This is a genomic window from Marinilabiliales bacterium, assembly GCA_007695015.1.
Lineage (GTDB): Bacteria > Bacteroidota > Bacteroidia > Bacteroidales > PUMT01 > PXAP01.
Window position 1 is genome coordinate 1 of the sequence record REEN01000044.1, and the last position, 23,697, is coordinate 23,697.

Genomic DNA, 23,697 nt, shown 5'->3' on the forward strand with positions numbered 1-23,697 from the left:
GCCTGCTCCCGTTACAGTACCTGTTCCCGGAGGTGATGCCTGCAGGGTCAATGTGTGCAGGATGGTTACATGGAGTATGCTGGGTGGACCTTCACCGCAGTTGTTCACTGCCCTGACCTCTATGTTGCCCGATTCAGCCCCCGAATCGACTGTAACAGCATTGGTCCCCTGTCCTGCTGCAATAGACCAGCCTTCCGGCACGCTCCAGTTGTAGGTTAATCCCGGACTGGATTCTATTTCATAGCCGAGATTGCCTGAATACTTCATAACAGTTTCAGGCCCTGATATATCCGAGGGCCGGTCCGGTGCCGAGTCAGCCAGGTCAAACAGGTAATCGGTATCCGTTTCAGGTGTGTCGGTAATGACTCCGTAATCAATCTCATAGGAAAAAGGACTTGTAACGTAGCCCGTGAACCTGAGTTCATCTCCGGGTTCGTAATCGAATCCGGGGGATGACTTGAGGGTGGCCTTTATAGTTGGCGCGGACTCTGCCTGCCCGGTTCTGCCGCTTCGTGACATCCCGTTATATTCTATTCTGGAGGTGGATCTCCCGCCCCTGCCGGATTGTATCATTATCCTCCTCTGACTGTATTTGCCGGAGTTGACAGTAAGAAGGTAGCTCTGCTGGTTGCAGGCATGAAAGGTGAAGTGGTGCATGCCCTGTTCAAGTTTTGCGTCATGAACCACCAGCAGTCTTCCCGACATATCGTGCACATTTATCCTGAAAAGGTCAGGGTCGGGCACGTATATATCTATGTCGGTAACAGCCGAGAAAGGGTTGGGGTAGTTCTGGGAGACATAGAGTCCGTCATACGCTTCATCAAGCTGATCTATGAATGTAGGGACGATCGTCAGCACCGTGTCGGGATAGTAAAGAGCCCTGGAGCCTTCCCTGGTGAGGTTCTCAACCAGCACGCTGTCAAGCTGTATATAGGTGCATGTATGGTTTGCTGTAAACCTCAGGGTCATGGTGTTCTCTTCAGCCCGAACGGCTGTAATTGCTATAAAACCTAAAAGCAGAAGGGTAAATGTCCTCATGGCAGTTTTGTTTGCAGGTCCCTGCCGGCGTAAGAAAATACTTTACCTTCCGGGGTATTTGGCCCGGGAACCGTAAAGCAAGGCAGGGGACGGTGTTTAATTATTATTAGATGATCATGAGATGGTTATGGGCAGATTTGGTCTGTATTGTTTTTGATTTGGATACAGCAATCATGATGTGATTCAAATGTATGATAATGACTGGGTCACAATCAACTTTATTGGAAATAAAGCTGAAATTCAAATTTATTGGCGCCGGCACACCGTGGGAATAGACCTGTATAGTTAAGGGATGCAGACTTCAACCTAATGTACAGGTTTTTGCGCTTTTATTTAGATTGTCTATAAATATTCCGGGACAGCCTCCGAAAATTTTCTGACAATATGCCCGAACAATTGTCTGTTTATGCCGTTTATCAAGTGAGGTAATATTTATGACAAAAAATTACCATAATCTATATAATCTTTTGAGTAATTGGCAATATCTTTGATCTTAAAATTGCCCGCCTGAAATAATTTCCCGTATAAGTTGTTATATTCTTCCATGACCCGGATAGCACGTATATCAATTATTGCAGCAGTGATTCTCACTATACTGGTGCCTGTAAGTGCAACTGCCCAGGGCTATGTCGTGACCGGCACCGTTTCTGATGCCGAAACCGGTGAAACCCTTGTTGGCGCAACTGTTTTTGTGCCCGATATACAGTTTGGTGTTGTTACCGGCCCGGAAGGGAATTACCGGCTACCCCTGCCTGACGGCCAATACAGGGTAATCTTTTCGTTTGTTGGATATGAGAATTATGAGGCAGTGGTCGATCCTCAGATATCCGCGCTTGATGCTGAGCTCCGTGTATCGAGTGTAAGCCTTGACGAGGTTGTGGTTTCTGCAAGGCAGGCCGACCGTAACGTTGAGCGTGCCGAGATGAGTACCATAGCTGTCAGCATGGAGGCCATACGTAATGTGCCTGCATTCCTCGGCGAAGTTGATGTGCTGCGTACTATCCAGCTATTGCCCGGAGTGCAGTCGGCCGGCGACGGCAATACAGGTTTTTTTGTCCGCGGCGGCGATGCCGACCAGAACATGGTTCTGTTTGACAATGCCATGGTATACAACGCATCTCACCTGTTTAACTTCTTCTCGGTATTCAATCCCGATGCAGTTGCCGATATCCGGCTCTATAAGGGAGGCATACCCCCTTCATACGGCGGAAGGCTTTCGTCGGTGCTGGATGTGGAGATGAGGTCGGGCAGCATGGATGAGTACGGTTTTACAGGGGGAATCGGACTGATCTCGAGCAGGATCAGTGCAGAAGGACCAATTCAGGAGGGGAGGAGCAGCTTCCTTGTGGCCGGGAGACGCACCTACGCCGATCTTTTTCTCCGGCTTTCGCCGGATGAGAACCAGCGGGATTCGCGGCTGTGGTTCTATGACCTGAACACCCGGATGAACTACGTTGTGAACGAACGTAACCGGATCTTCCTCTCCGCTTATCATGGCAAGGACCTGACCGCTTTCAGCGACCTGTTTGGTTTTGACTGGGGCAATAGCACAGGCAGCCTGAGGTGGAACAGCACATTTTCAGATAACTTTGCCGGTAATTTTTCGCTCCTTTACAGCAATTACCGGTTCAATATAACCGGCGATGTGGGTCCTGCCTCCTTCAGGTGGCAGTCTGATATCGACAATGTAAACTTAAGGGCCGATTTCAACTACTTTTCTGATACCGGCAGTACTCTCTCATTCGGGGCGGGAACGGTGCTTCATATGCTTGATCCCGGTACCATCAGGGCTGAGCTGACAGGGGCATCGAGTACCACTGCCGAGCTCACTCCCGGCTATGCGCTGGAACACGGGATTTACATCAACAACGAGCAAAGTTTTTTTGACAACAGGCTTCTTGTAGTTTACGGGGTAAGAGGGTCGCTGTTCCAGGTTCTGGGTCCCGGTAAACAGTATGTTTTTGACAGGTCTGCCCCTCAGGCCTGGGAGGTGGCCGATACCGTCATCCTCGAAAGAGGGAATATCTATGAATCTTTCGGGGGACTGGAGCCCAGGGTGAGCCTGAGGGTGAGTACAGGGCCCGGCAGTTCGGTAAAGGCGAGCTACAACCGCATGATACAGTATATACAGCAGGCCCAGGGTTCCCAGTCGGTTGCGCCCTACGATGTCTGGTACATGAGCAGCAACAATATACCGCCGCAGGTGGCCGACCAGGTGGCGGTCGGGTATTTCAGGAACTTTCTCGGTAACCGGGTAGAGACCTCGGTTGAACTCTATTATAAGGATATGTCGGCTATTTCGGATGTTATTGACAATGGTGATATCCTTGGGAACGAGTTGCTCGAGGGACAGCTGAGAGTAGGTGACGGATGGTCGTACGGGGCCGAGTTCCTGGTTCGGAAGGATGAGGGACGGTTCAGCGGTTTTGCCGGCTACACGTGGTCGCGCACCCGAAGGCAGATTGACGGCATCAATGAAGGCAGGCCCTATTATGCACCCAACGACAGGCGGCATGATCTGAGTCTTACCGGAGGGTATTCAATCACCCCGGCCGTGAGTGTTTCGATGAGTTTTGTTTATGCAACGGGAAGGGCCTTTACGTTGCCGGAAGGGAAGATGTTTTACCAGGGAGCCTTTGCGCCTGTTTACGCTGAGAGGAACTCGAGCAGGCTGCCTGCATACCACCGGCTTGACTTGTCGGTTACATACACCCCGCAAAGGCGCGGGTTAAACAGGAGATTCAGCGGCGACTGGAATTTCTCGGTGTTCAATGTTTACGGGCGAGTAAACCCGATCTCGGTATCTTTTGCCGAAGATGCTGACAGGCCGGGCATACCCAGGTCTTCATTTTTTTATATTCCCGGCCCTGTGCCGGCGGTAACGTATAACTTCAAATTCTGAGAAGCGATGTTGAGCAGTACAAATTATCATAAGCAGGCCGGAAAGTTGGTAAGGTGGAGTATAACCGGTATTGCAGCCATGATTGTCATTGTTTTTGGGCTTGTATCTTGTGAGAAGGAGGTTATCCTGGAGCTTTCGGACAGGGAGGGGGCCTATCTTATAGTTGAGGCAAACATCGACGATGCAACGGCCGAACAGTGGATCCGGCTCAGCCTTTCCAGTTCATATTATGATGTGACGGAAGGTGCAGTTGTAACGGGAGCTGATGTTATGGTATCTTCAGGTGAAGGGGAGTGGCTATTTACCGGGAAGGGGCCTGACAGCCTGGCCGGATTATATTTCAACAGCGATATCGGCGCCGAACTTGTCGATGGCAGTTACACTCTTTCTATTGAGCATGAGGGGAACAGATACTCCGCCGTAAGTGAATACAGGGCTGTTCCCGGAATAGATTCTGTCACTACAAGGCTCAATTTTTTCTCATCTGCAGGGCTGACCGACGAAAGGCTTTATGATATACTGGTCCATTTTGCCGATCTGCCGGGCAAGGGTGATCACTACCTGATCGACGTGACAATCAACGGTAAGCTTCAGACCCCGAGGCCCTCGCAAAAAACCGTTATAAGTGACCAGGACCTGGGCAGCTACGTGTCACGGTCGGTAAGGACCATTAACGGCAATGACATGCATGCCGGCGATACCATCAGGCTTGACATGAGAAGCATTTCGCGTGAAAAGTACGAGTTCTACCAGATCTTCTTCTTCCAGACCGACCTTTCGGGCAACCCCTTTGCCGGCGCCCCGCCGGCAAACATACCTACCAACATGAGCGAAGGCGCCAGGGGTTTTTTCCAGGTATCGGCGGTTTCCAGGGCTCAGACAAGGTTCAGGAAGTGACAGGCTGTTTGGGTGTTCCGCTGCTCTTTTGAACCTGTTTGCTGTTCTTTTGGCCGGCCCCGAGAATATCGGGTTTGAACATTCTTATTATTACGGCTGACCTGACCACCATGGCCATTACCAGCGGCATTATCACCCAGGGCAGTGGCTGGGGCAGCAGAGGCCAGGAAAAGATCAGCAGGATGAGAATTACAAGGTTAGCCATGAAGTAATAGTTGATAAGCCTGAAATTCTTTTTCCCCGAAAGGAAAAAGATAATAAAGAAATGAAGCGGATGGGCCCAGATAATATTCAGGTTCCAGGCGGTTACAGCGTGGTCGGTAAAGAACCAGAGGAAAACGATCAGCAAACCTAAAAGTCCCACACTCCCGAAAAGGATCCGGTCGTACCACCATGTGAATTTCTTAGACTGAAGGTTGAAATGGGAGAGGATAATGGTACCCATCAAAACCAATATGAAGAGCCAGAGGGGTGAATGGCGCAGTAACGCACGGGGCAGCTCCTCACCCTGAAGTATCAGCCTGCTTCCCGGGGTGAACGCAGCCAGGCTTTCACCTGCACGAAAGTCTGCATGCTCATACAGGGTCATCATATGATCGGGAAGGAACATATAATCCCACGGAGTGGCAGTCTTGTCTGAGGGTAGTCCCAATGCAAGGTTTATACCGAGCCTGGCCCAGGGCTTCTCCCTGAGGTAGGGCATCAATAGCTCCCTGAAACTTTGCCCCTTGTCAAGCACATCATAATCGAACACTATCTCCCTGCTGATGGCTTCGCCAAATACGTCACGTATGCGGGTGGCGCAGTTATCGTAGAAGAAATCATAAAGGTAGTACCGGTTTTCGGGCTGGTAATTGATCAGCAGTGAATCGAAAAGATATTGCTTTTCGGCCTGGGTAATGTTTAGATCCTGTTCCCATATCCAGCGCTGTTCTCTTCTGTACTCCTGCTCGAAATGCCTGTATTCGGATACCGAAAGAATATAGTTCAGCCTGCCTCTGACAAAGTTGGTGTAAAAGTTGGGGTCGGAGAAATCAAAGGTACCGTAATTGAAGACCCAGTCCAGATCCCGTACAGGATCATTAACCCGTATTGCACTGTGCCCGAATACCGAGTATAGTTCATCTCCCGGGGAACATGTCAGAAGTGAGATCTTTGCCTGGCTGCTCAGCCTGAACCCCGGCTGTTGCCCATGGCCCGGGGCAGCAGCTGCCAGGCCTATGATTACTGATAAAATGAATGCGAACCTGGTTTGCATCTGGTTATAATAAAAGATGAACTGACAGACTGCCAATTTGGGGGTCTACATTACAAGTTTAAATCCCTTGCCGTGAACATTCAATATCTCAACCGATTCGTCTTCCTTAAGGTATTTGCGCAGCTTGGTTATATAGACATCCATGCTGCGTGCATTGAAGTAATTGTCGTCAAGCCATATGGTCTTGAGTGCAAAATTACGGTCAAGGATCTTGTTCTGGTGGGTGCAGAGCAGCTTGAGCAGGTCCGATTCCTTTGTAGTAAGTTTGTTAACCTTTTCTCCAATCTGCAACGTCTGTTTTTTTAAATCAAAAACGTACTTACCTATATTGAACTCGTCGGGTGGGGCAGTTTTGTAACTGCTGCTGGTCCTTTTCAGTATTGCCTCAATTCTGAAAAGAAGCTCCTCCATGCTGAAAGGCTTGGTCATATAGTCATCGGCACCAATTGAAAACCCCTCGATAACATCCTCTTTCATTGATTTGGCGGTGAGAAAGATAATAGGTATATCCTCATCGATCTGACGGATCTCCTTTGCAAGGGTGTAACCGTCTTTGACGGGCATCATCACATCAAGAATGCAGATGTCATACTGGGTCTTAACGAAGTCTCTGAATGCGAGTTCACCGTTTGCAAAAAGATTGGTTTCGAAACCCTTGGCCTTAAGATACTCTTTCAGGAGAAGTCCGAGATTTTCATCATCCTCGGCAAGCAGTATCCTGGTTTTTGTTGTCGTCATCAGTTATAAGTTTTAGGGCAATATGCAACATCCATTTTATGTTGTCCGGTTTAGTAAATAGTTTTTACACGGATGCGTCCTCTGTCTGTTTAAGGGGGATGGTGATGTCAAATCTTGTACCTTTCTTCGATTCACTCTGGATGCTGATACGTCCGTTATGCTCTTCGACGATCTTTTTAACATAACTCAGTCCGAGTCCGAACCCTTTAACGTTATGGATATTCCCGGTGGGTACTCTGTAGAACTGTTCAAATATACGTTTCTGGTTCTCCTTGCTGATCCCGACTCCCTTATCTTCAATGTATAAATGGAAATTATTGTTTGTGCTTTTTGTGCCTACGGTAATGTGTGTTATGCCATTGCTGTATTTTACAGCATTATCAAGCAGATTGAAAATGATGTTGGTAAAGTGGATTTCATCGATTTTTAGTACCGGTTCACTGGCATTCAGCTTTTGTATGATCTCGCCGTTCTGGTTCCTTACTTTTATGATGAAATTGTTCACAACATTGCTTATAAGGTCGTGAACGTCAACCTCCTGCCGTTTTAATCGGAGCCTTCCCTTTTCGAAAATGGCCATCTGAAGCACCTTTTCTACCTGAAAACCAAGCCTTTTGCTTTCTTCATGTATAACGTTTGAGATGTTTTCAAAATTTTTGTTTTCAAAAGGAATACTGTTGTCCCTAAGCATCTGCGACGCGAGGGATATAGTTGAGATGGGTGTCTTCAGTTCATGGGTCATGTTGTTGACAAAGTCTGTCTTAATCTCCGAAAGTTTTTTCTGCCTTATGATTATGTAAATTGTAAAGGCAAAGGTCCCCAGAATGATCAGGGTAAGAAGGGTTGAAGAAAGCCCCATGAAACCAACCGATTGGAGAATGTATGATTTCTGTTCGGGAAAGTAGAGGGCAATATGGTTGGGAAACATGAATGCATCATTGGGGAAAAGCCTTCTGAGAAACATTTCGGGCCGTTCTTCGAAATTTTTTGATTTAAGTACAAATTCTCCATCCTGGTTACGCACGGCAAATTCATAATCCAGGTTGATGCCAACATTATGCATCTGCTTTTTAATAAGGCTGTCAAGAAGCGCCACATTCAGACGATCTTCGATGCATTTGTTGTAGCTGAGCATCTCGTCGATGATCTTTTCAACAATAACCGCCCTGTTTGAAATTGTGTGGCCCATCTCATGCGACGGGCCCAGGAGGTTTTGCGGCCTGCTGAAAATCCTGATGGAGTCGACATTGCTGAAGTTGATCTGTGATTCGGATCCTTCAAAAAGACCACGTGAATCCACCTGGCCGGGCCTCCCTGTAAAACGTCCTGAATAGAAATATGCACTGTGCTGGCCTGAATGGGTTCCGGACTGGAACTGGTGATTGAAGTTAATCGTAAACCCTGATGACCATGTTACACTGTCAACTACCGAGGAGGGGCGAAGTTCACTCAGAACCATTGTCAGCGCCTCCTGTTTTTCTATTTCGTTTGATATGGTACCCAGGGTGCGCCAGGCGGTCAACCTGAACTGTTGCTCCTTGACCTCAATGGCATTGGTAATCCAGTAACTCTGAACTATAATAAGTCCGGTAGTGGCAAGTGTCATTACACCTATAAGTATCCAGATAACTTTTCTGCTCATGATGCCCGAATTAATTCGTTAATACAAAGATAACCGACAGCTCAGAGTACAGTTGGCAATTTAACACTTTTTAACTTGCAGGTTGATTGATTAATTATATTTAAAACGGCTTTTAAAGGACCGGGGCCGATTTTGACTGGTCATTCCGGGTTATTCCGGAGGCAGATGCCAGGTCTTTTTTATTCTGTCAGGGTTAATCTCAAAAACCGCAGAAATCAGCTCATCTCCCTTGATCTTTGAAGATAAGCCGTCCAGTTGTTCCTGGCTTATTTCTCCGAAAATCTGGAGGAAATAGTCTATGTTTTTCATGTCACTTACCAGAAAGCAGTCCGGGCACCTGTTTGAAACCAGGTTCATCTTAATGATTTTGTCTTCGTCATATGAGCTGAACACTGAGAATTCCGGATATTCTCCGGTTAATAGCGGTTTACCCCGGTGATTGTCTGCTTTTCTGAATTTCATTCCCATCCTCCTGTTAAGGACCCAGCTTATGCGATAGTCGTTCTCATGAGATGAAATACCCAGCAGTTTGAAGGGGTTTGATTCCGGAACAATCAACTTATGGACTTTCTTCTTCATTTGTCAGTGCCTGGTGAACATGATGCCGGATTACCGGCAGGGATAGCTGAATATTATATGATAAACCTTTTTTGTGATATGTTTATTGTACGTAATGGCACCAGGTACATATCATAATCAGGAGGGGAGGTTCTCCAGTGCCTTCCTTGCAGCAAGCTGCTGAGCCTCTTTCTTGGTGCATCCGAAACCTTCTCCTGCAACGGTATCCATTATATGTATGGTCGCAACAAACAAAGGCTCCGGGTTGCCGGACTTATCAAGCTCATAACTTTCGAATGATATCTCCTGCTTATTCTTTTGCCCCCATTGGATAATACGGCTTTTATAGTCCCATTCACTACCTTCGAGCTTGTCTATGGCCTGGGATGAAATAATCTGTCCTGTTATGAACTTCCTGGCATTCTTATAACCTCTGTCTATATATATAGCTCCAATAAGGGCCTCCAGTGCGTTGCCGTAAATGAATTTTTTGGTAGGAACACCATTCCTGTTAAGCATCACCAGCTTGTCGATCTTCATGCTGAGGGCGATCCTGTTGAGATTTTCCCGGTTGACCAACCTTGATCTCATTTTGGTAAGGAATCCTTCTTTGCTGCCGGGGTAGCGTTTAAAAAGGTAGTCGGCTATAACCGCACTCAAAACAGCATCTCCAAGGTATTCGAGCCGTTCATTATCGCGGTCTGATCCATTGTGTTGCTTACTTGCAATAGACCTGTGTGTTAGTGCTGAAATATAGAGTTTGATATTCCGCGGCCTGAGGCCTGTTATGGAGATAATATCCCTGCGTAATCTGCTGTTACTGTCGAAATTCGTATAAAGAGATTTAATCAGGGTCCTGATGTGAAACACTGGTGCTATTTAAGTTTTTTGAAAATAACCGAGGAGTTATGTCCTCCAAATCCGAATGTATTGCTGAGAGCGACGTTGACCTCTCTCTCCTGGGCCTTGTTGAAAGTAAAATTCATCTTATTGTCAAGGTCCGGGTCTTCATGTTCAAAGTTGATAGTGGGAGGAACAATATTATGCTTTACAGCCAGTATTGCAGCAATTGCCTCAACAGCGCCGGCAGCTCCTAAAAGATGCCCGGTCATTGATTTTGTAGCACTTATGTTCAGGTTGTAGGAATGTTCGCCAAAAACAGCCCTGATGCCTTTGACTTCTGCTATATCGCCCAACGGAGTGGCGGTGCCGTGAACATTGATGTAGTCAACATCCTCAGGTTTCAAATTTGCATCTTCAATAGCATTCTGCATAACCCTTGCAGCACCAAGTCCCTCGGGGTGCGGGGCTGTGAGATGGTAGGCGTCGGCACTCATGCCTCCTCCGGTAAGCTCACAGTATATGGTTGCACCCCGCCTGACGGCATGTTCATATTCTTCAAGTACGAGGGCACCTCCTCCTTCTCCCATGACGAAACCGTCCCTGGTCCGGTCGAACGGCCTGGAAGCCGTTTTATATTCTTCATTATTGGTTGAAAGGGCCTGCATCGCATTGAACCCTCCAAGTCCGGCTTCATTTATTGCTGCTTCTGATCCGCCTGTGATGAATATATTGGCCTTGCCGAGCCTGATGTAGTTCAGGGCATCAATTAGGGCATTTGTTGATGATGCACATGCAGATACTGTACTGAAGTTGGGTCCCCTGAAATTGTATTTTATGGATATGTGACCTGACGCAATGTCTGAGATCATTTTAGGTATGAAGAAGGGACTGAAGCGGGGGGTATAATCGCCTTTTACAAACCCGGCTATCTCATCAAGGAATGTATTCAGGCCTCCTATTCCTGAAGACCAGATTACACCTGCTTTATCCGAATCTACAGCAGAAAGGTCGAGAGACGCATCCTTCATTGCTTCATCCGTTGCAACAAGCGCATACTGTGCATAGAGGTCAAGTTTCCTGGCCTCTTTCCTGTCGAAGTGGTCCTCTACCTTATAATTTTTGACCTCACACGCGAACTTGGTTTTAAATTTTTCGGTATCGAAACGAGTAATCAGGTCTGAACCACTTACCCCGTTTTTCAGATTTTCCCATAATTCATTTGCAGTTTTACCCAAAGGTGTAATTGCTCCAAGACCTGTTACTACAACTCGTTTCAATTCCATATACTGTAATTTAAAACTTCAGAAAAATATTTACTTTGCGTTTTCCTCAAGGAATTTGATGGCGTCACCGACAGTGCCTATGGTTTCTGCTTTATCGTCGGGAATAGACATATTGAACTCCTTTTCAAACTCCATAATCAACTCAACTGTATCCAGTGAGTCCGCACCCAAATCGTTGGTGAAGCTAGCTTCAGGTGTAACTTCACTTTCGTCAACGCCAAGCTTATCAACGATGATAGCCTTTACTCTTGATGGAATGTCTGACATAGCTTTAGTTTTTAATTAGTAATAAATTTTAACTTTGCAAAGAAAGATATTCTGGCAATATTATCAAACAATTTTTATCATTTTTTTGACCGCATACCTCGAGATTGAGTTAATATATAGATATTTACCGTATTATGTTTCGAACGAAACCGAAAGCTGGACGAAAATCTGGTTTTGCCGGTAGAACCAGCAAGGGTCTCTTTTATGCAGCAACCTGTAAATAAACAATTATCTGTGATTAATTTAGCGGTATTTGCATCCGGTTCGGGCACGAATTTTCAGGCGATAACAGACTACTTCGCGGGCCATGACCGTATAGGGGTTAAATTGCTCCTCTGCAACCGGCCGGATGCCCGTGCGCTGCATAGGGCCAGGGAGGCGGGTGTTGACAGTTTTGTTTTTACCCCTGATGAACTTTACCACGGGGATGCTGTTCTCAAAGCTTTGCGCAGGCATAATATTGATTTTATTGTCCTTGCCGGTTTCCTTCTGAAGATCCCCGGAAACATACTCGCGGCCTTCCCCGAAAGGATAGTCAATATACATCCTGCACTTCTGCCCAAATACGGGGGGAAGGGAATGTACGGAATGCGTGTTCACAAAGCTGTTATTGAGGCAGGGGATAAGTTTTCAGGGATCACGGTCCATATGGTCAATGAAGATTATGACAGCGGGAGTATTGTTTCGCAGCACACCTGTGAAGTCAGGCAAGATGACACTCCTGAATCTCTTGCCGAAAGAGTTCATAAGCTTGAGCATCACTGGTATCCCAGGATTATCGGGAGACTTCTGGATGAGGACTCATAGGCTGTCAAGCCTGTCAATCCACATTCGTTTAATCCTTTCAAAATCTTCCAGATTCTCCTCTTTCACCGGTTCTACCGGTGGCGCTTCAATTGACAGGGGGTCTACAGGCTGACCGTTTCTCCACATCCTGAAATCGAGATGCGGTCCGGTTGACATGCCTGTAGTGCCCACATATCCAATGACATCTCCCTGCCTGACCCATACGTCAGGCCTGATTCCGGGTTCGAAATTCCTGAGATGCAGGTATGCTGAACTGTAAACGCTGTTGTGCCTTATTCTCACCATTCTGCCGGCTCCAGCTGTATATGATGTCTCAGTAATCCTGCCGTCGCCGATAGCATATACCGGCGTTCCTACGGGGGCTGCATAGTCTACTCCGTGATGCGGCCGCCTGACCCTCAGTATCGGGTGCATTCTTGAGTGGGAGAATCCTGATGATATCCTGCTGTATCTTAGCGGGGCCCTGAGGAAGGTTCTGCGCAGACTGTTGCCGTCCTGATCGAAAAAACTCATGACACTGTCCTGTTCAAAAGGTATTGCATAAAACTCCCTGCCCATATGACTGAACCATGCAGCAACTATCCTGTCAATTCCTGCCGGGTTTGATCCGACATAATTTTCATAGTAGAATGCTTTGAATGAATCACCTCTCTGAAGACCAAAAAAGTCAACGGTCCATGCATAGATTTCAGAAAGTTCAAGTGCCAGTACGGGAGATGATCCGGATTCAATCATTGCATTCCAGAGTGATGAATTGATCGTACCCGAAAGATGATTAAGCACACGGGTAACCTCTCGGCTTCCTCTTTTGATACTAACCGGTTCGTAAAGAGTTACTTTTATAAATTCAAGCTCATTGGGTTGGTAGATAAGATACCGGGGCAGGTTCAGTGAGTCGTTTGAATGAAAAATTTTGTACCTGTCGCCGGCCCTGATCCTCCTCACATCAAACAACTCTCTTGAATAGCCGGCAACCTGGTGGATTAGTGATGCGCTGACATTAAAACCGGAAAGGATTACAGACAGGGTCTGGTTTCTCTGAACCCTTCCTTCAACCAGGGTGAATTCTCCTTCGGCAATCCCATACTCATTAATAGTGACTGGAGGGACCTGGGGTTCTTCAGTTTCTCCAGGTTCATGTATAGATGATGCATCTTCTTCAATGGTAATGCCATCCATATAGAAGTGGATGGCCACAAGCAGCAGAATGCCTGTCAGAACCTGTGGAAATAAATCTTTCTTCAACATATTATCGGCCTCGCTTCTCAGTCTGCAATATTAAGATTTTCCTGACAAATCACCATATCCCTGTCCGGTCATGGGCACTCACCTTGCAGAGGACATGCACAGGTACTTTTCAGGGCCGGATCATCAGTTAGCCCCGGCCGGAGGCGGCACATATAAAAGCAGCTCCAGTAATTAGGTGTAAAAAAGGATTATCCGGTGACTATATTTATAATACGCCCGCTGACAACTATTATATTTTTGGGAGGTTTGCCCATAAGGTATTTCTGTACGTCGGGGTTTTCAACAATCTCCCTTTCTATTTCACTGCTCCCGTATTTTACAGGAAACTCCAGCTTCAGCCTGGTTTTACCGTCAAAGGAAACCGGGTAGATAATGGTGTCTTCAATAAGGTACTCCTTTCTGGCAGCAGGAAAGGCCGCATCACTTATACTGCCGGTGTTACCCAGCAGCTGCCATAGCTCTTCTGCAATATGGGGTGCAAAGGGAGAGAGGATTATAATCAGGTCAGACAAGACTTCCCTCTTATTGCACTTCAGCGCGGTCAGCTCATTGACGCAAATCATGAATGCGCTTACCGATGTGTTGAATGAGAACCTTTCAATATCCTCTTCGATCTTTTTAATCGTTTTGTGAAGAACTTTAAGTTCATCTGATGATGGTCTGTCATCTGAAATGTCCGGCTCGTTTTTTGAGTTATGGAATAGTTTCCAAAGTCTTCGCAGGAATTTATGCACTCCGTCAATTCCGTTGGTGTTCCATGGTTTGGACTGCTCTATCGGCCCAAGGAACATCTCATATAACCTTAGTGTATCGGCTCCGTAATTTTCAATAATATCATCAGGGTTAACCACATTATAAAGTGATTTCGACATCTTTTCAATGGCATATCCGCACCTGTAACTGCCATCGTTCTCAAGAATGAATTCAGCGCTTTTGTATTCAGGGTTCCAGTTTCTGAAAGCTTCAATATCGAGTATGTCGTTATTGACAATATTCACATCAACATGCAGGGGTGTTACGTCATATTGGTCTGTAAGTCCGTAACTAACAAACTTGTTGGTGTTCCTGATCCTGTAGACAAAATTGGAGCGCCCCTGTATCATCCCCTGGTTGATAAGCTTTCGGAATGGTTCATCCCTGCATACTAGTCCCATATCATAAAGGAACTTGTTCCAGAAACGTGAATATATCAGGTGTCCGGTCGCATGTTCGGTACCGCCTATATACAGGTCGACGTCTTTCCAGTAGTCATTTGCTTTTCGGGATACAAGCTCAGTATCGTTACGCGGGTCCATATAACGAAGGTAGTATGCCGATGAGCCTGCAAATCCAGGCATGGTACTCAGCTCTATGGGGTATCCCTCCTTGGTGTTCCAGTTTTTTGCCCTTCCAAGAGGTGGCTCTCCCTTCTCGGTCGGCAGAATTGCATCTATCTCAGGAAGTATAAGAGGCAGATCCTCCTCATCCATTACCCTGGGCACTCCGTCCTTGTAATACACAGGGAAGGGTTCTCCCCAGTAACGTTGCCGGCTGAAGATGGCATCTCTTAACCTGTAGTTGACTTTTCCTTTGCCGATGCCTTTTTTCTCCAGTTCATCGATCGTTCTGGCTATAGCTTCCTTAACATTCAGCCCGTCAAGAAAATCGGAATTGATCAATTTGCCATCAGTGTTGTCGTATGATCCTTTTGAAATATCACCGCCTGTTACTACTTCCCTGACCGGCAAACTGAAATGCCCGGCAAAATCGTAATCCCTGCTGTCGTGGGCAGGCACTGCCATTATAGCGCCTGTTCCATATCCTATAAGTACGTAGTCACTAATCCAGACCGGAAGCTTTTCACCGGAAAAGGGGTGAAGAGCGTAAGCACCGGTAAACTGGCCGGTAATTGTTTTTGCATCGGCCATACGCTCCCGTTCGGTGCGCTTTGCGGTTTCTTCAAGATAAACCTGAACCTTGTCACGGTATCGGGGTGTGGTAATTTTTTCAACAAGAGGATGTTCAGGGGCCAGAACCATGTATGTGCATCCGAATATTGTGTCGGGCCGGGTGGTAAAAACCTCTATCTTATCATCCTTATTTTTATCGGCGGCAGATGAATCCAGATTGAAGTTGATCAGGGCTCCTTCAGACCTTCCTATCCAGTTTTTCTGGATTTCCTTCATAGAGTCGCTCCATTCGAGTTTTTCAAGTGAGTCAACCAGCCTGTCAGCATAAGCTGTCACCCTGAGCTGCCACTGCTTCATCTTTTTCTGTTCCACGGGGTGGCCGCCCCTGACAGAGTACCCGTCTTTCACCTCGTCATTAGCCAGCACGGTGCCAAGAGCCGGGCACCAGTTAACCAGGGTATCGTCATAGTATGCCAGTCTGTATTTAAGCAGGATCAGTTGTTGGTCCTTTTCACCCATAGCCTTCCAATCAGAAGCCGTGAATACAGGGCACTCATTTTGTGCCGCTTTAACCGCTGAATTTCCTTTCTTTTCAAATTCAGCAACCAGGTTTTCAATCGGTTCAGCCTTACCGCTCTCTTTGTTAAACCAGTGTTTGAACATTTTTATGAATACCCACTGGGTCCATTTATAGTAGCCCGGGTCACATGTCCTGATCTCCCTGTCCCAGTCGTAACAGAAGCCTATCTTATCCATCTGTTCGCGGTATCGCCTTATGTTGTTTTCGGTTGTGACGGCCGGGTGCTGCCCTGTTTGTATGGCGAACTGCTCGGCAGGCAGTCCGAATGAATCATATCCCATAGGATGAAGGACATTGAATCCTTTCAGCCTTTTGTACCTTGAATAAATATCAGAGGCGATATAGCCCAGCGGGTGGCCAACGTGGAGGCCTGCCCCTGATGGGTAAGGGAACATATCAAGCACGTAGAATTTGGGCTTTTGGTTGTTTTCGGTAACCCTGAATGTTTTGTTCTTTTCCCAGAACTTCTGCCATTTCTGTTCAATCTCCCTGAAGTTGTATTCCATCATTGAAAGTATGGTGTAAGATTAGCTTTGAAATATCTGCGAAAATAGAAAATCTTTGGCACATTTATTTCGCTGTTGGGGTGAGGCGTTGCCCTAATGGGAACCGGCAGGTCCACTTTTTCCAGATACAGCAACCGGTTCAGTGTTTTCTGATGCATCAGCTGGTTTGCTGTTTCCTGATGCGTCAGCCGGTTCTCAGGTTTCTCATCCAGCCCCGGCCGGCTGCCTGTTTTCTGATCCAGTCCCGGCCGGCTGCCTGGCGCTGCCCGGGGGACGTTGCCTGCCCCGGAAGAATCGATGTCCTTCAGCTTTCTGTAATAAAACTGATACGCGCGGGCGGTTCCTATCCAAAAAATTTTTAAATTCGCAACTCAAAATAATAATTATACCGGCCCCGTAGTTCAGCTGAATAGAACGTCAGATTCCGGTTCTGAAGGTCGGGGGTTTGAATCCCTCCGGGGTCACAAGGCACAGGGCTCTGCATTAATGCGGAGCTTTGTGTTTTCTGCAGGTTTTGAACAGTCACGGGTGCCCTGAGGGATCACGAGCGGGTCGTGTGCCAGCCATTTAGCCTTGTTTCAGGAAATCTGCTGATTATGTAAACTATTTTTGAATTTCCTGCGTAGTATCTACAGTAAATAATTCCAACTTAAATCTATAAGTTATGCTTAAAAGGGTTTTAATGCTTGCTGCAGCTTTCGGATTTCTTTTTGTTCTTTCAGGCTGCGAAAAAGATGAGGAGGAGTTTGGTACCGTGGTTGTGATAAATGAGACCGGTTTCAGCATCATTACCGATGTCAGATGGGGTGACATGGATGAGAATGATCCAAGGGTAATCAATGACGGCGATCAGACCACTTATGAGAGTATTCCCGCCGGCGATATTACGGTATGGGGTAAAATAGATGAGGATGGTTTTGGTTGGGCCAGTTTTGATGTAACCCTGGAACCCGATCAAACATTTAATTTTACCTGGAATCCGCCGGCTGATTAATGTATTACCATATCTTAGGTTTCCGGACATTTAAATTTGAGGCCTCATCATTCCCGGGAGGACAAAATAAAATGTAAGCCCTAATTGGGAATGATTGGCAGATAGTATTTACTGTTGTGAATTCGACCGAATAGCAATTGCATAAGGATTATACCGGGAGTATAAAACGGGGTATTCCAGATAATCGGGAGTTACATCAGATTATACTGGTAGTTAATTAATAATATTATGAGATCATTTCGTATTTTAACTCTGAGTTCTTTAATTTTCATACAATGGAACTGTTTTGCCCAGACAATTAATAGTGCCTGCTCAATTCAGCCCTTTCCAGATAATCCTTATTACTGGCAATACAAAGGAAAACCTGTTGTATTGTTGGGCGGTACCTGGCAGGACAACCTTTTTAATCATCCGGAAGGCCTGGAGAGACATCTCGATCTGCTACTGGAGAGTGGTGGCAACTACGTGCGAAATACCATGAGTCACCGAAATACAGGTAACTTGTTCGCATATGAGCTTATCGATGGTAAATATGACCTCGACCGGTTTAACGATGAATATTGGCAACGCTTCGAAAACTTTCTGAGTCTGGCATACGAGCGTGATATCATAATCCAAATTGAGGTATTCGATCCCTGGGATATGTTTACCGATGAGGGGCAGGGCGGATGGTCAAAGCATCCTTTTAACCCGTCCAACAATATCAATTATACTGCTGAACAGTCTGGCCTGCCAACCTCAGTCGACTACGTTCCGACCGGGTCTCCTAGTGAACATGCATTTTATCGCACAGTTCCGGCTCTTGATAACAACAAGCTGTTCCTTGACTACCAGCATGCGTATGTAGACAGGATGCTTTCTCATTCACTCAGGTATCCGAACGTATTGTACTCTATTCAGAATGAATCCGGCGAGGAGCTTGCATTTGGGGACTATTGGGCAGATTATTTGCACCAGAAAGCCCGGGATGCAGGCCGGAAAATTTATGTTACGGACATGCGTCGAAGTGGTAATACCCGCTCCCCTGATCATAATCATATTTACAATAATCCGGAGCGGTACAACTATCTTGACATTGCACAGAATAGCTGGCAGACCGGCCAGATTCATTACGACAGGATTATTTATGTAAGAGACCTGATCAGCGACTCACCCCGTCCAATCAACACAGTTAAGATCTATAACAGGGATGGTGTTGAAGAATCCGTCGCAAGGTTCTTTCGTGTATTCTTTGCCGGAGGCGCCAGTGCCAGATTTCACAGGCCATCTTTCCGTGAGGATTCCGATGCTCATGAGGTGTCGACAGATTGGGGGCTGGGCCTTAGTCCCCGGGCACAATCTACTATTCGCAGTGCGCGGATGCTGTTTGGGGCCTTTGATTTATTCACTGCAGAACCTCGTAATGAACTCCTTTCAGAGCGGGATATCAATGAAGCTTATTTGCTGGCACAGCAGGGGAAACAGTATGCCGTTTATTTCCCCGACGGAGGTGAGGTTAAACTAGATGTCACTGAAATTTCAGGGTCATTAATGGTGCGTTGGCTTGATATTAACCGTAGCGTTTGGTCGGAGGAACTGCAAGTGAACGGAGGCAGGAAATTAGATTTAAAATCGCCGGGTACCGGTCACTGGGCTGCTGTTATTCGTACGAAGTGATGCTGATCAAAAAAATTACCGGTAAAGGTTAACCATACAGCTGCAGGAGGTGAAAGTTGCCGGGAAAAAGTTATAATTGAATATCCAGATCGGGTCTGGGTAAAAAAGCAAAAGGCTGCCCTTTTGAGACAGCCTCTTTTACTTTAGCAATACTGATCAACTAGTCAAATATTGACTCTACTGTCAGGGTTGAATAGTTGATATTAAGTGCGTTTGCCCGTCGTAAAGCCTGCTTTACATCATCTACGATACCCATTCGGACCTCATTATCGACCTTGAGCGAAGTTCTCATGAAGGGGATCTCAGACTCATCACGCGCCTCTCTTTCACTGGCAATGAACGCCGCGATATCGGCGGTTGTAGCAAACTGGTCATTGAGCTGAATACGCGGCTCGGTTCCGAGAAGCGCCTGAAAAGCCGTTCTGGGCTCACCAATATAGATGAAACTTACAAGGGAACGTTTTTCCAGTTTCTGTACCTCCGTCGCCGAAGGCAGTCGCTGACGCACGTTTATGGTTACTTCACGCATCGTTGTGCTGACCATGAAAAAGAACAGCAGCATGAATACAATGTCGGGAAGGGAAGCTGTGCTGATTCCCGGCATTTTACCTTTGTCTTTTCTTTGAAATTTTGACATATTATCTTCCTCCTACTTGTCTGGGTTCTGCTTCTGAAATACGCATTGGATAAATTTTTCGGACTGCAGCCTGCTGACTGGCGTCAAGACGTTCAAATATTCTTCCGAACCGGTCCATCGCAAGCTCATCCCTTAGCTCATTATAGGCAGCTGTCAATTCGTTCTGAACCTTGATATACATTCCGTAGGAAGTGCCTCTTGCATTCTGAAGTGATATTACCTGCCTTGAAATAGGATATTCGCCAAAATATTCAACCTCTTCAACAACCTTCTCCGGCAGATGTTCTTCATCCCTCGGATTGGCAATAAACTCCTTTGCCCTGTCTCTCAGATTCACCAAGTTCTCAAGCTCACCTTCAACCAGAAGCATATCCTGAGCATTTACGCGTACTGTAAAAATATTCCGCTCCCTGATCTGCTGGTCATCATCCGGCTCTTCTTCAGGCATGGGCGGCAGAATTCTCGATATTCCAGAATCCACATCCATGGTTGTGGCAACCAGGAAGAATATCAGCAGCATAAATGCGATATCTGCCAGGGAGGCGGAGGGTATTTCCGGAGTTACTCGTCCCATAATTATTATTATTTATAATTACCCCTGCAGGGGTAAAAGTTTTACTTAAATAGTCCTCTTATCTCAGTGTAAAAAATTGACAGGATAGCCAGCCCAAGCAAAATATACATGGTTCCCAACTGGGTACCTGCCAGTTTTAAAACGTGCGGAACGTTATCCGGATTGTCCACTGCAAGCGGTAAAATATCGTCAGATGCAAATTGCCAGGAAATGAATACTATAACGGCAATTACCCCAATACCTATAAGGGTCTTTTTGGCATTCTTCGGGTTCATGATCATCATGACCGTAGGGAAGAGCAATGCCGACAGCAGTGCAATACCTACCAGTATGTAGGCCCAGATCAGGATGGTTTCGGTAACAACCGGCTCCCTCATTGGCGTCCCTTCTGTTCCCGGCACATCAGCTCCAAAGTAGAATAGCAGTGTAAGTACAACTGATATTCCCATCAGAGCGTAGAGGGAAATGGTTATTATTTTTTGAATTATATTGGACATATCAATTATTTTTTGAGGTTATATTTTACCAGAATGTCGATCAGAGAGATTGAGGCATCTTCCATGGTGTTAACCAGTGAATCGACTTTTGATGCAATATAGTTGTAGAATACCTGGAGTATGATGGCAACAACAAGGCCGGATACGGTTGTAATAAGTGCAACCTTGATACCGCCTGCCACCAGCGAAGGTGAAATGTCACCAGCAGCCTCGATCGAGTCAAAGGCTGCGATCATACCTATCACGGTACCCATAAACCCAAGCATAGGTGCAATCGAGATAAAAAGTGATATCCATGTCATATTTTTCTCCAGCAATCCTGTCTGAACACCGCCATAGGCAACGACTGATTTTTCAACAACATCAATTCCCTCGTCAAATTTGCTCAAACCCTGGTAGAAAATACTGGCAACCGGCCCCCTGGTGTCTCGGCAGACCTCCTTTGCAGCTTCAATGCCGCCGTTTTCGAGCGCTTCCTCAACATCCAGCAACAGGCTTTCTGTATTGGTGGTTGCAAAGTTGAGATACAGAATTCTCTCGATTGATATTGCCAGGCCGAAGATAAGGGCCAGGAGTACAACACCCATAAAACCGGCGCCACCCTCAATAAAAATCCTCTTAATCTCCTGGTGAAGAGGCTGAGCTTCTTCGTCTGTTTCTACGTCAACAGGTGCAGGAGTTTCAGGTATGACCTGTTCTGTTTCTGTGGGATCTTCAACAACATCTTCCTGTGCAATTGCTATTGCCGATGTTCCGAATGTCAGCATTCCCATTACTGCTAAAAACGCAAATAGATTTTTCATGGTTAGTCGATAATTAATTAATTAATGAGGTTCAAATTTAGTTATAAGTTATCACTATTACAATTTTCAATTGCGGAGAAGGCGGGATTCGAACCCGCGATACCCTTTTGAGGTATACACACTTTCCAGGCGTGCGCCTTCGACCACTCGGCCACCTCTCCAGCAAGAAAAATCTTTAAAATTTCAGCGTGCCAAGTTACAAAAAAATATATAATAAAAGCAAATCCGTTATTTTATTTCTCCTCTTATCGAACTATTTATTAACGTTCTAAGCTCCTTTGCATTTGATGTTTGGGCGAGCAGGAACATTACCTTTGTCACAGCCGCCTCGGTTGTCATATCATAGCCGCTCAGTACACCGGCCTCCTTCAGCCTTCTTCCGTTAATGTATTTATTCATATCAACACTCCCGGTTGTGCACTGACTCACATTTACTATCAGTATCCCCCTGCTGACAGCTTTTTCAATCTCTGAGATGAACCAGGAGCCGGCAGGAGCGTTACCGGCGCCATAAGTTTCCATAACAACAGCCTTCAGGCCTTCTGTACTGAATAGTGAGCTTAGCAGTTTTCCGGTAATTCCCGGAAAAATCTTCAGGATGGCCACATTATTGTCCATTTCCCTGTAGACTTTAAGCTTCTTATCGCCATAAGGGTAGTTTATAGCATGGAAGTTGAATTCGATGTTAATCCCGGCCTCTGCCAGGGGAGGGTAGTTCTCAGACCTGAATGCATTAAAATACTCAACATTATATTTTGTTGTCCGGTTGCCCCTGAACAGCTTGTTCTGGAAGAATACACATACTTCAGGTACTGCGGGTGCACCGTTTATTTTTGCAGCAGCGATCTCTATTGATGTGGCAAGGTTTTCCCTGCCGTCGGTGCGAAGCATTCCTATGGGAAGCTGGGACCCGGTGAAAATAACCGGTTTGCCGAGGTTTTCAAGCATAAAGCTCAGGGCAGAGGCAGAGTATGACATCGTGTCGGTTCCATGCAGGATCACGAAACCGTCAACCCGGTCATAGTGCTTCTCAACAGTCTCAGCAAGCCTGACCCACATCTCCGGTCCTATCTCTGATGAATCAACAGGAGGTGAGAAAGACACAGTCTTGATGTCCAGCTCAAACCTCATAAGCTCAGGCATTTCCCGTGATATATTCTCAAAGTTTACCGGGGTTAGTTCTCCGGTTCCCGGATTGAGCTCCATTCCAATGGTGCCTCCGGTATATATCAGCAGGATTGTTGATCTGTTATGCATTATTCCCTTTTAAGTTTAAAAAGACGGTGGGCATTGCCTGTTGTAACCTCTGCAACCTGTTCAATGGTCAACCCCTTTATTTCAGCTATTTTTCCGGCGATATATACCAGGTGAGCGCTTTCGTTGCGTTTACCCCTGAAGGGGACCGGCGTCAGATAGGGGGCATCTGTTTCCAGGATTATATGCTCCGGTCCGATCTTACTGATAACTTCTGCCAGTCCTGAACGGGGATAGGTAACAACTCCCCCGATACCCAGCATGAATCCCATTTCTGTAATTTCCCTGGCCTGCTCTTCACTCCCCGAAAAAGCATGGAATACACCGGTTATTTTTTTGCTGTAACCATCTTTCAGTATTCTGATGATGGTGTCCATTGTACTGCGGGAATGAATGACGACTGGAAGGCCTGTCTCTTCAGCCCATTCAAGGTGCGTAATGAATGATCTCTTTTGCTGGTCCATGAAGCTTGTGTCCCAGTGTGCATCCATGCCGGTTTCTCCGATCGCTGCAAAATTTTCTTTTTCAAGCAGGCCTTCAAGGGTTTTAAGCATGCCTGCATAATCAGCCTTAACCGAAGTTGGATGAAGGCCCAGCATAGGCAGGCATAAACCGGGGTATGCAGAGCAGACCCGGAGCATAGGGTCAACTGACCTGACATCAATATTCGGCATTAGTATACGGCCTACATTGTTCATTTTTGCATTGCCGATAACCCGGTCAATATCGTTCTCAAAATGAGGCAAATACAGGTGCGCATGTGTGTCAATCAGCATCATGCTGCAAGATTGTTATGTGCTGACGGTATTACGGCAGCGGATTAAAA

22 protein-coding genes and 2 tRNA genes are annotated in these 23,697 nt (G+C 46.4%); 7 read left to right on the forward strand and 17 right to left on the reverse strand.

The annotated features are described in order from the left end of the window. Positions 1–1,038: T9SS C-terminal target domain-containing protein (locus tag EA408_04215; protein TVR73517.1), on the reverse strand; the 1,038-nt coding region annotated here is incomplete at its 3' end. Positions 1,039–1,582: 544 nt separating this feature from the next. Between EA408_04215 and EA408_04220 the strand changes: the two genes are divergently transcribed. Continuing rightward, complete coding sequence (locus EA408_04220) at positions 1,583–3,940, forward strand: TonB-dependent receptor (GenBank protein ID TVR73518.1); 2,358 nt, start codon at positions 1,583–1,585, stop codon at positions 3,938–3,940. A 6-nt stretch (positions 3,941–3,946) separates the two neighbouring features. After that, positions 3,947–4,837: a DUF4249 domain-containing protein gene (locus tag EA408_04225; protein ID TVR73519.1), complete on the forward strand. Its 891-nt coding sequence runs from the start codon at positions 3,947–3,949 to the stop codon at positions 4,835–4,837. Here the strand turns inward: EA408_04225 and EA408_04230 are convergent. The 7 genes from EA408_04230 to EA408_04260 form a co-directional block, all read right to left on the reverse strand. Continuing rightward, complete coding sequence (locus EA408_04230; protein TVR73520.1) at positions 4,827–6,131, reverse strand: DUF4105 domain-containing protein; 1,305 nt, start codon at positions 6,129–6,131, stop codon at positions 4,827–4,829. The genes EA408_04225 and EA408_04230 overlap by 11 nt on opposite strands. A 9-nt stretch (positions 6,132–6,140) precedes the next feature. Beyond that, positions 6,141–6,833, reverse strand: coding sequence for a DNA-binding response regulator (locus EA408_04235; GenBank protein TVR73521.1), 693 nt, complete (start codon positions 6,831–6,833; stop codon positions 6,141–6,143). Positions 6,834–6,897: 64 nt separating this feature from the next. Beyond that, positions 6,898–8,475, reverse strand: coding sequence for a sensor histidine kinase (locus EA408_04240; GenBank protein ID TVR73522.1), 1,578 nt, complete (start codon positions 8,473–8,475; stop codon positions 6,898–6,900). 150 nt (positions 8,476–8,625) lie between these two features. Further along, entirely contained in the window at positions 8,626–9,054 is a 429-nt protein-coding gene (locus tag EA408_04245; protein ID TVR73523.1) for an IPExxxVDY family protein, read from the reverse strand. Positions 9,055–9,171: 117 nt separating this feature from the next. Continuing rightward, entirely contained in the window at positions 9,172–9,912 is a 741-nt protein-coding gene (gene rnc, locus EA408_04250) for a ribonuclease III (GenBank protein ID TVR73524.1), read from the reverse strand. Further along, on the reverse strand, positions 9,909–11,159 hold the full coding sequence (fabF, locus tag EA408_04255; protein ID TVR73525.1) for a beta-ketoacyl-[acyl-carrier-protein] synthase II: 1,251 nt from the start codon (positions 11,157–11,159) through the stop codon (positions 9,909–9,911). Before fabF ends, rnc begins: the two co-directional genes overlap by 4 nt. A 30-nt stretch (positions 11,160–11,189) precedes the next feature. After that, positions 11,190–11,426 carry an acyl carrier protein gene (locus tag EA408_04260; GenBank protein TVR73526.1) on the reverse strand — a complete coding sequence of 79 codons (237 nt, stop codon included), beginning with the start codon at positions 11,424–11,426 and terminating at the stop codon, positions 11,190–11,192. 234 nt (positions 11,427–11,660) lie between these two features. On the opposite strand from EA408_04260, the gene purN reads away from it, so the two are divergent. Then, positions 11,661–12,233, forward strand: a complete 573-nt coding sequence (gene purN / locus EA408_04265) for a phosphoribosylglycinamide formyltransferase (GenBank protein TVR73616.1) — start codon at positions 11,661–11,663, stop codon at positions 12,231–12,233. On the opposite strand, the gene EA408_04270 is transcribed toward purN, so the two are convergent. Next, positions 12,228–13,481: a metalloendopeptidase gene (locus EA408_04270; protein ID TVR73527.1), complete on the reverse strand. Its 1,254-nt coding sequence runs from the start codon at positions 13,479–13,481 to the stop codon at positions 12,228–12,230. The two genes, purN and EA408_04270, sit on opposite strands and share 6 nt — an antisense overlap. A gap of 188 nt (positions 13,482–13,669) precedes the next feature. Continuing rightward, positions 13,670–16,456, reverse strand: coding sequence for a leucine--tRNA ligase (locus EA408_04275; GenBank protein ID TVR73617.1), 2,787 nt, complete (start codon positions 16,454–16,456; stop codon positions 13,670–13,672). 152 nt (positions 16,457–16,608) lie between these two features. Between EA408_04275 and EA408_04280 the strand changes: the two genes are divergently transcribed. The 4 genes from EA408_04280 (at position 16,609) to EA408_04295 (ending at position 19,106) form a co-directional block, all read left to right on the forward strand. After that, positions 16,609–16,818 carry a hypothetical protein gene (locus EA408_04280; GenBank protein ID TVR73528.1) on the forward strand — a complete coding sequence of 70 codons (210 nt, stop codon included), beginning with the start codon at positions 16,609–16,611 and terminating at the stop codon, positions 16,816–16,818. 28 nt (positions 16,819–16,846) lie between these two features. Next, a tRNA-Arg gene (locus tag EA408_04285) sits at positions 16,847–16,923 on the forward strand. Between the two features lie 197 nt (positions 16,924–17,120). Then, the gene (locus EA408_04290; GenBank protein ID TVR73529.1) at positions 17,121–17,450 is read left to right on the forward strand and encodes a hypothetical protein; all 330 of its coding nucleotides are present in this window, start codon (positions 17,121–17,123) and stop codon (positions 17,448–17,450) included. Positions 17,451–17,678: 228 nt separating this feature from the next. Further along, positions 17,679–19,106: a hypothetical protein gene (locus tag EA408_04295; GenBank protein ID TVR73530.1), complete on the forward strand. Its 1,428-nt coding sequence runs from the start codon at positions 17,679–17,681 to the stop codon at positions 19,104–19,106. Positions 19,107–19,266: 160 nt separating this feature from the next. Here the strand turns inward: EA408_04295 and EA408_04300 are convergent, their stop codons facing one another. The 7 genes from EA408_04300 to EA408_04330 all read right to left on the reverse strand — a co-directional run bounded on the left by EA408_04300 (position 19,267) and on the right by EA408_04330 (position 23,650). Then, positions 19,267–19,743 (reverse strand): biopolymer transporter ExbD, encoded by a 477-nt coding sequence (locus EA408_04300; GenBank protein TVR73531.1) that lies wholly within the window; start codon positions 19,741–19,743, stop codon positions 19,267–19,269. A 1-nt stretch (position 19,744) separates the two neighbouring features. Beyond that, a complete protein-coding gene (locus EA408_04305) occupies positions 19,745–20,317 on the reverse strand; it encodes a biopolymer transporter ExbD (protein ID TVR73532.1) in 573 nt (190 codons plus the stop codon). 41 nt (positions 20,318–20,358) lie between these two features. Continuing rightward, positions 20,359–20,814: a hypothetical protein gene (locus EA408_04310; protein TVR73533.1), complete on the reverse strand. Its 456-nt coding sequence runs from the start codon at positions 20,812–20,814 to the stop codon at positions 20,359–20,361. A 5-nt stretch (positions 20,815–20,819) separates the two neighbouring features. Continuing rightward, on the reverse strand, positions 20,820–21,617 hold the full coding sequence (locus EA408_04315) for a MotA/TolQ/ExbB proton channel family protein (GenBank protein TVR73534.1): 798 nt from the start codon (positions 21,615–21,617) through the stop codon (positions 20,820–20,822). Positions 21,618–21,687: 70 nt separating this feature from the next. Continuing rightward, positions 21,688–21,778 (reverse strand) — tRNA-Ser (locus tag EA408_04320). A 67-nt stretch (positions 21,779–21,845) separates the two neighbouring features. Continuing rightward, on the reverse strand, positions 21,846–22,874 hold the full coding sequence (locus EA408_04325; GenBank protein ID TVR73535.1) for an asparaginase: 1,029 nt from the start codon (positions 22,872–22,874) through the stop codon (positions 21,846–21,848). Continuing rightward, entirely contained in the window at positions 22,874–23,650 is a 777-nt protein-coding gene (locus EA408_04330) for a TatD family deoxyribonuclease (GenBank protein TVR73536.1), read from the reverse strand. The genes EA408_04325 and EA408_04330 overlap by 1 nt, the downstream gene beginning before the upstream one ends. Positions 23,651–23,697: the final 47 nt, after the last annotated feature.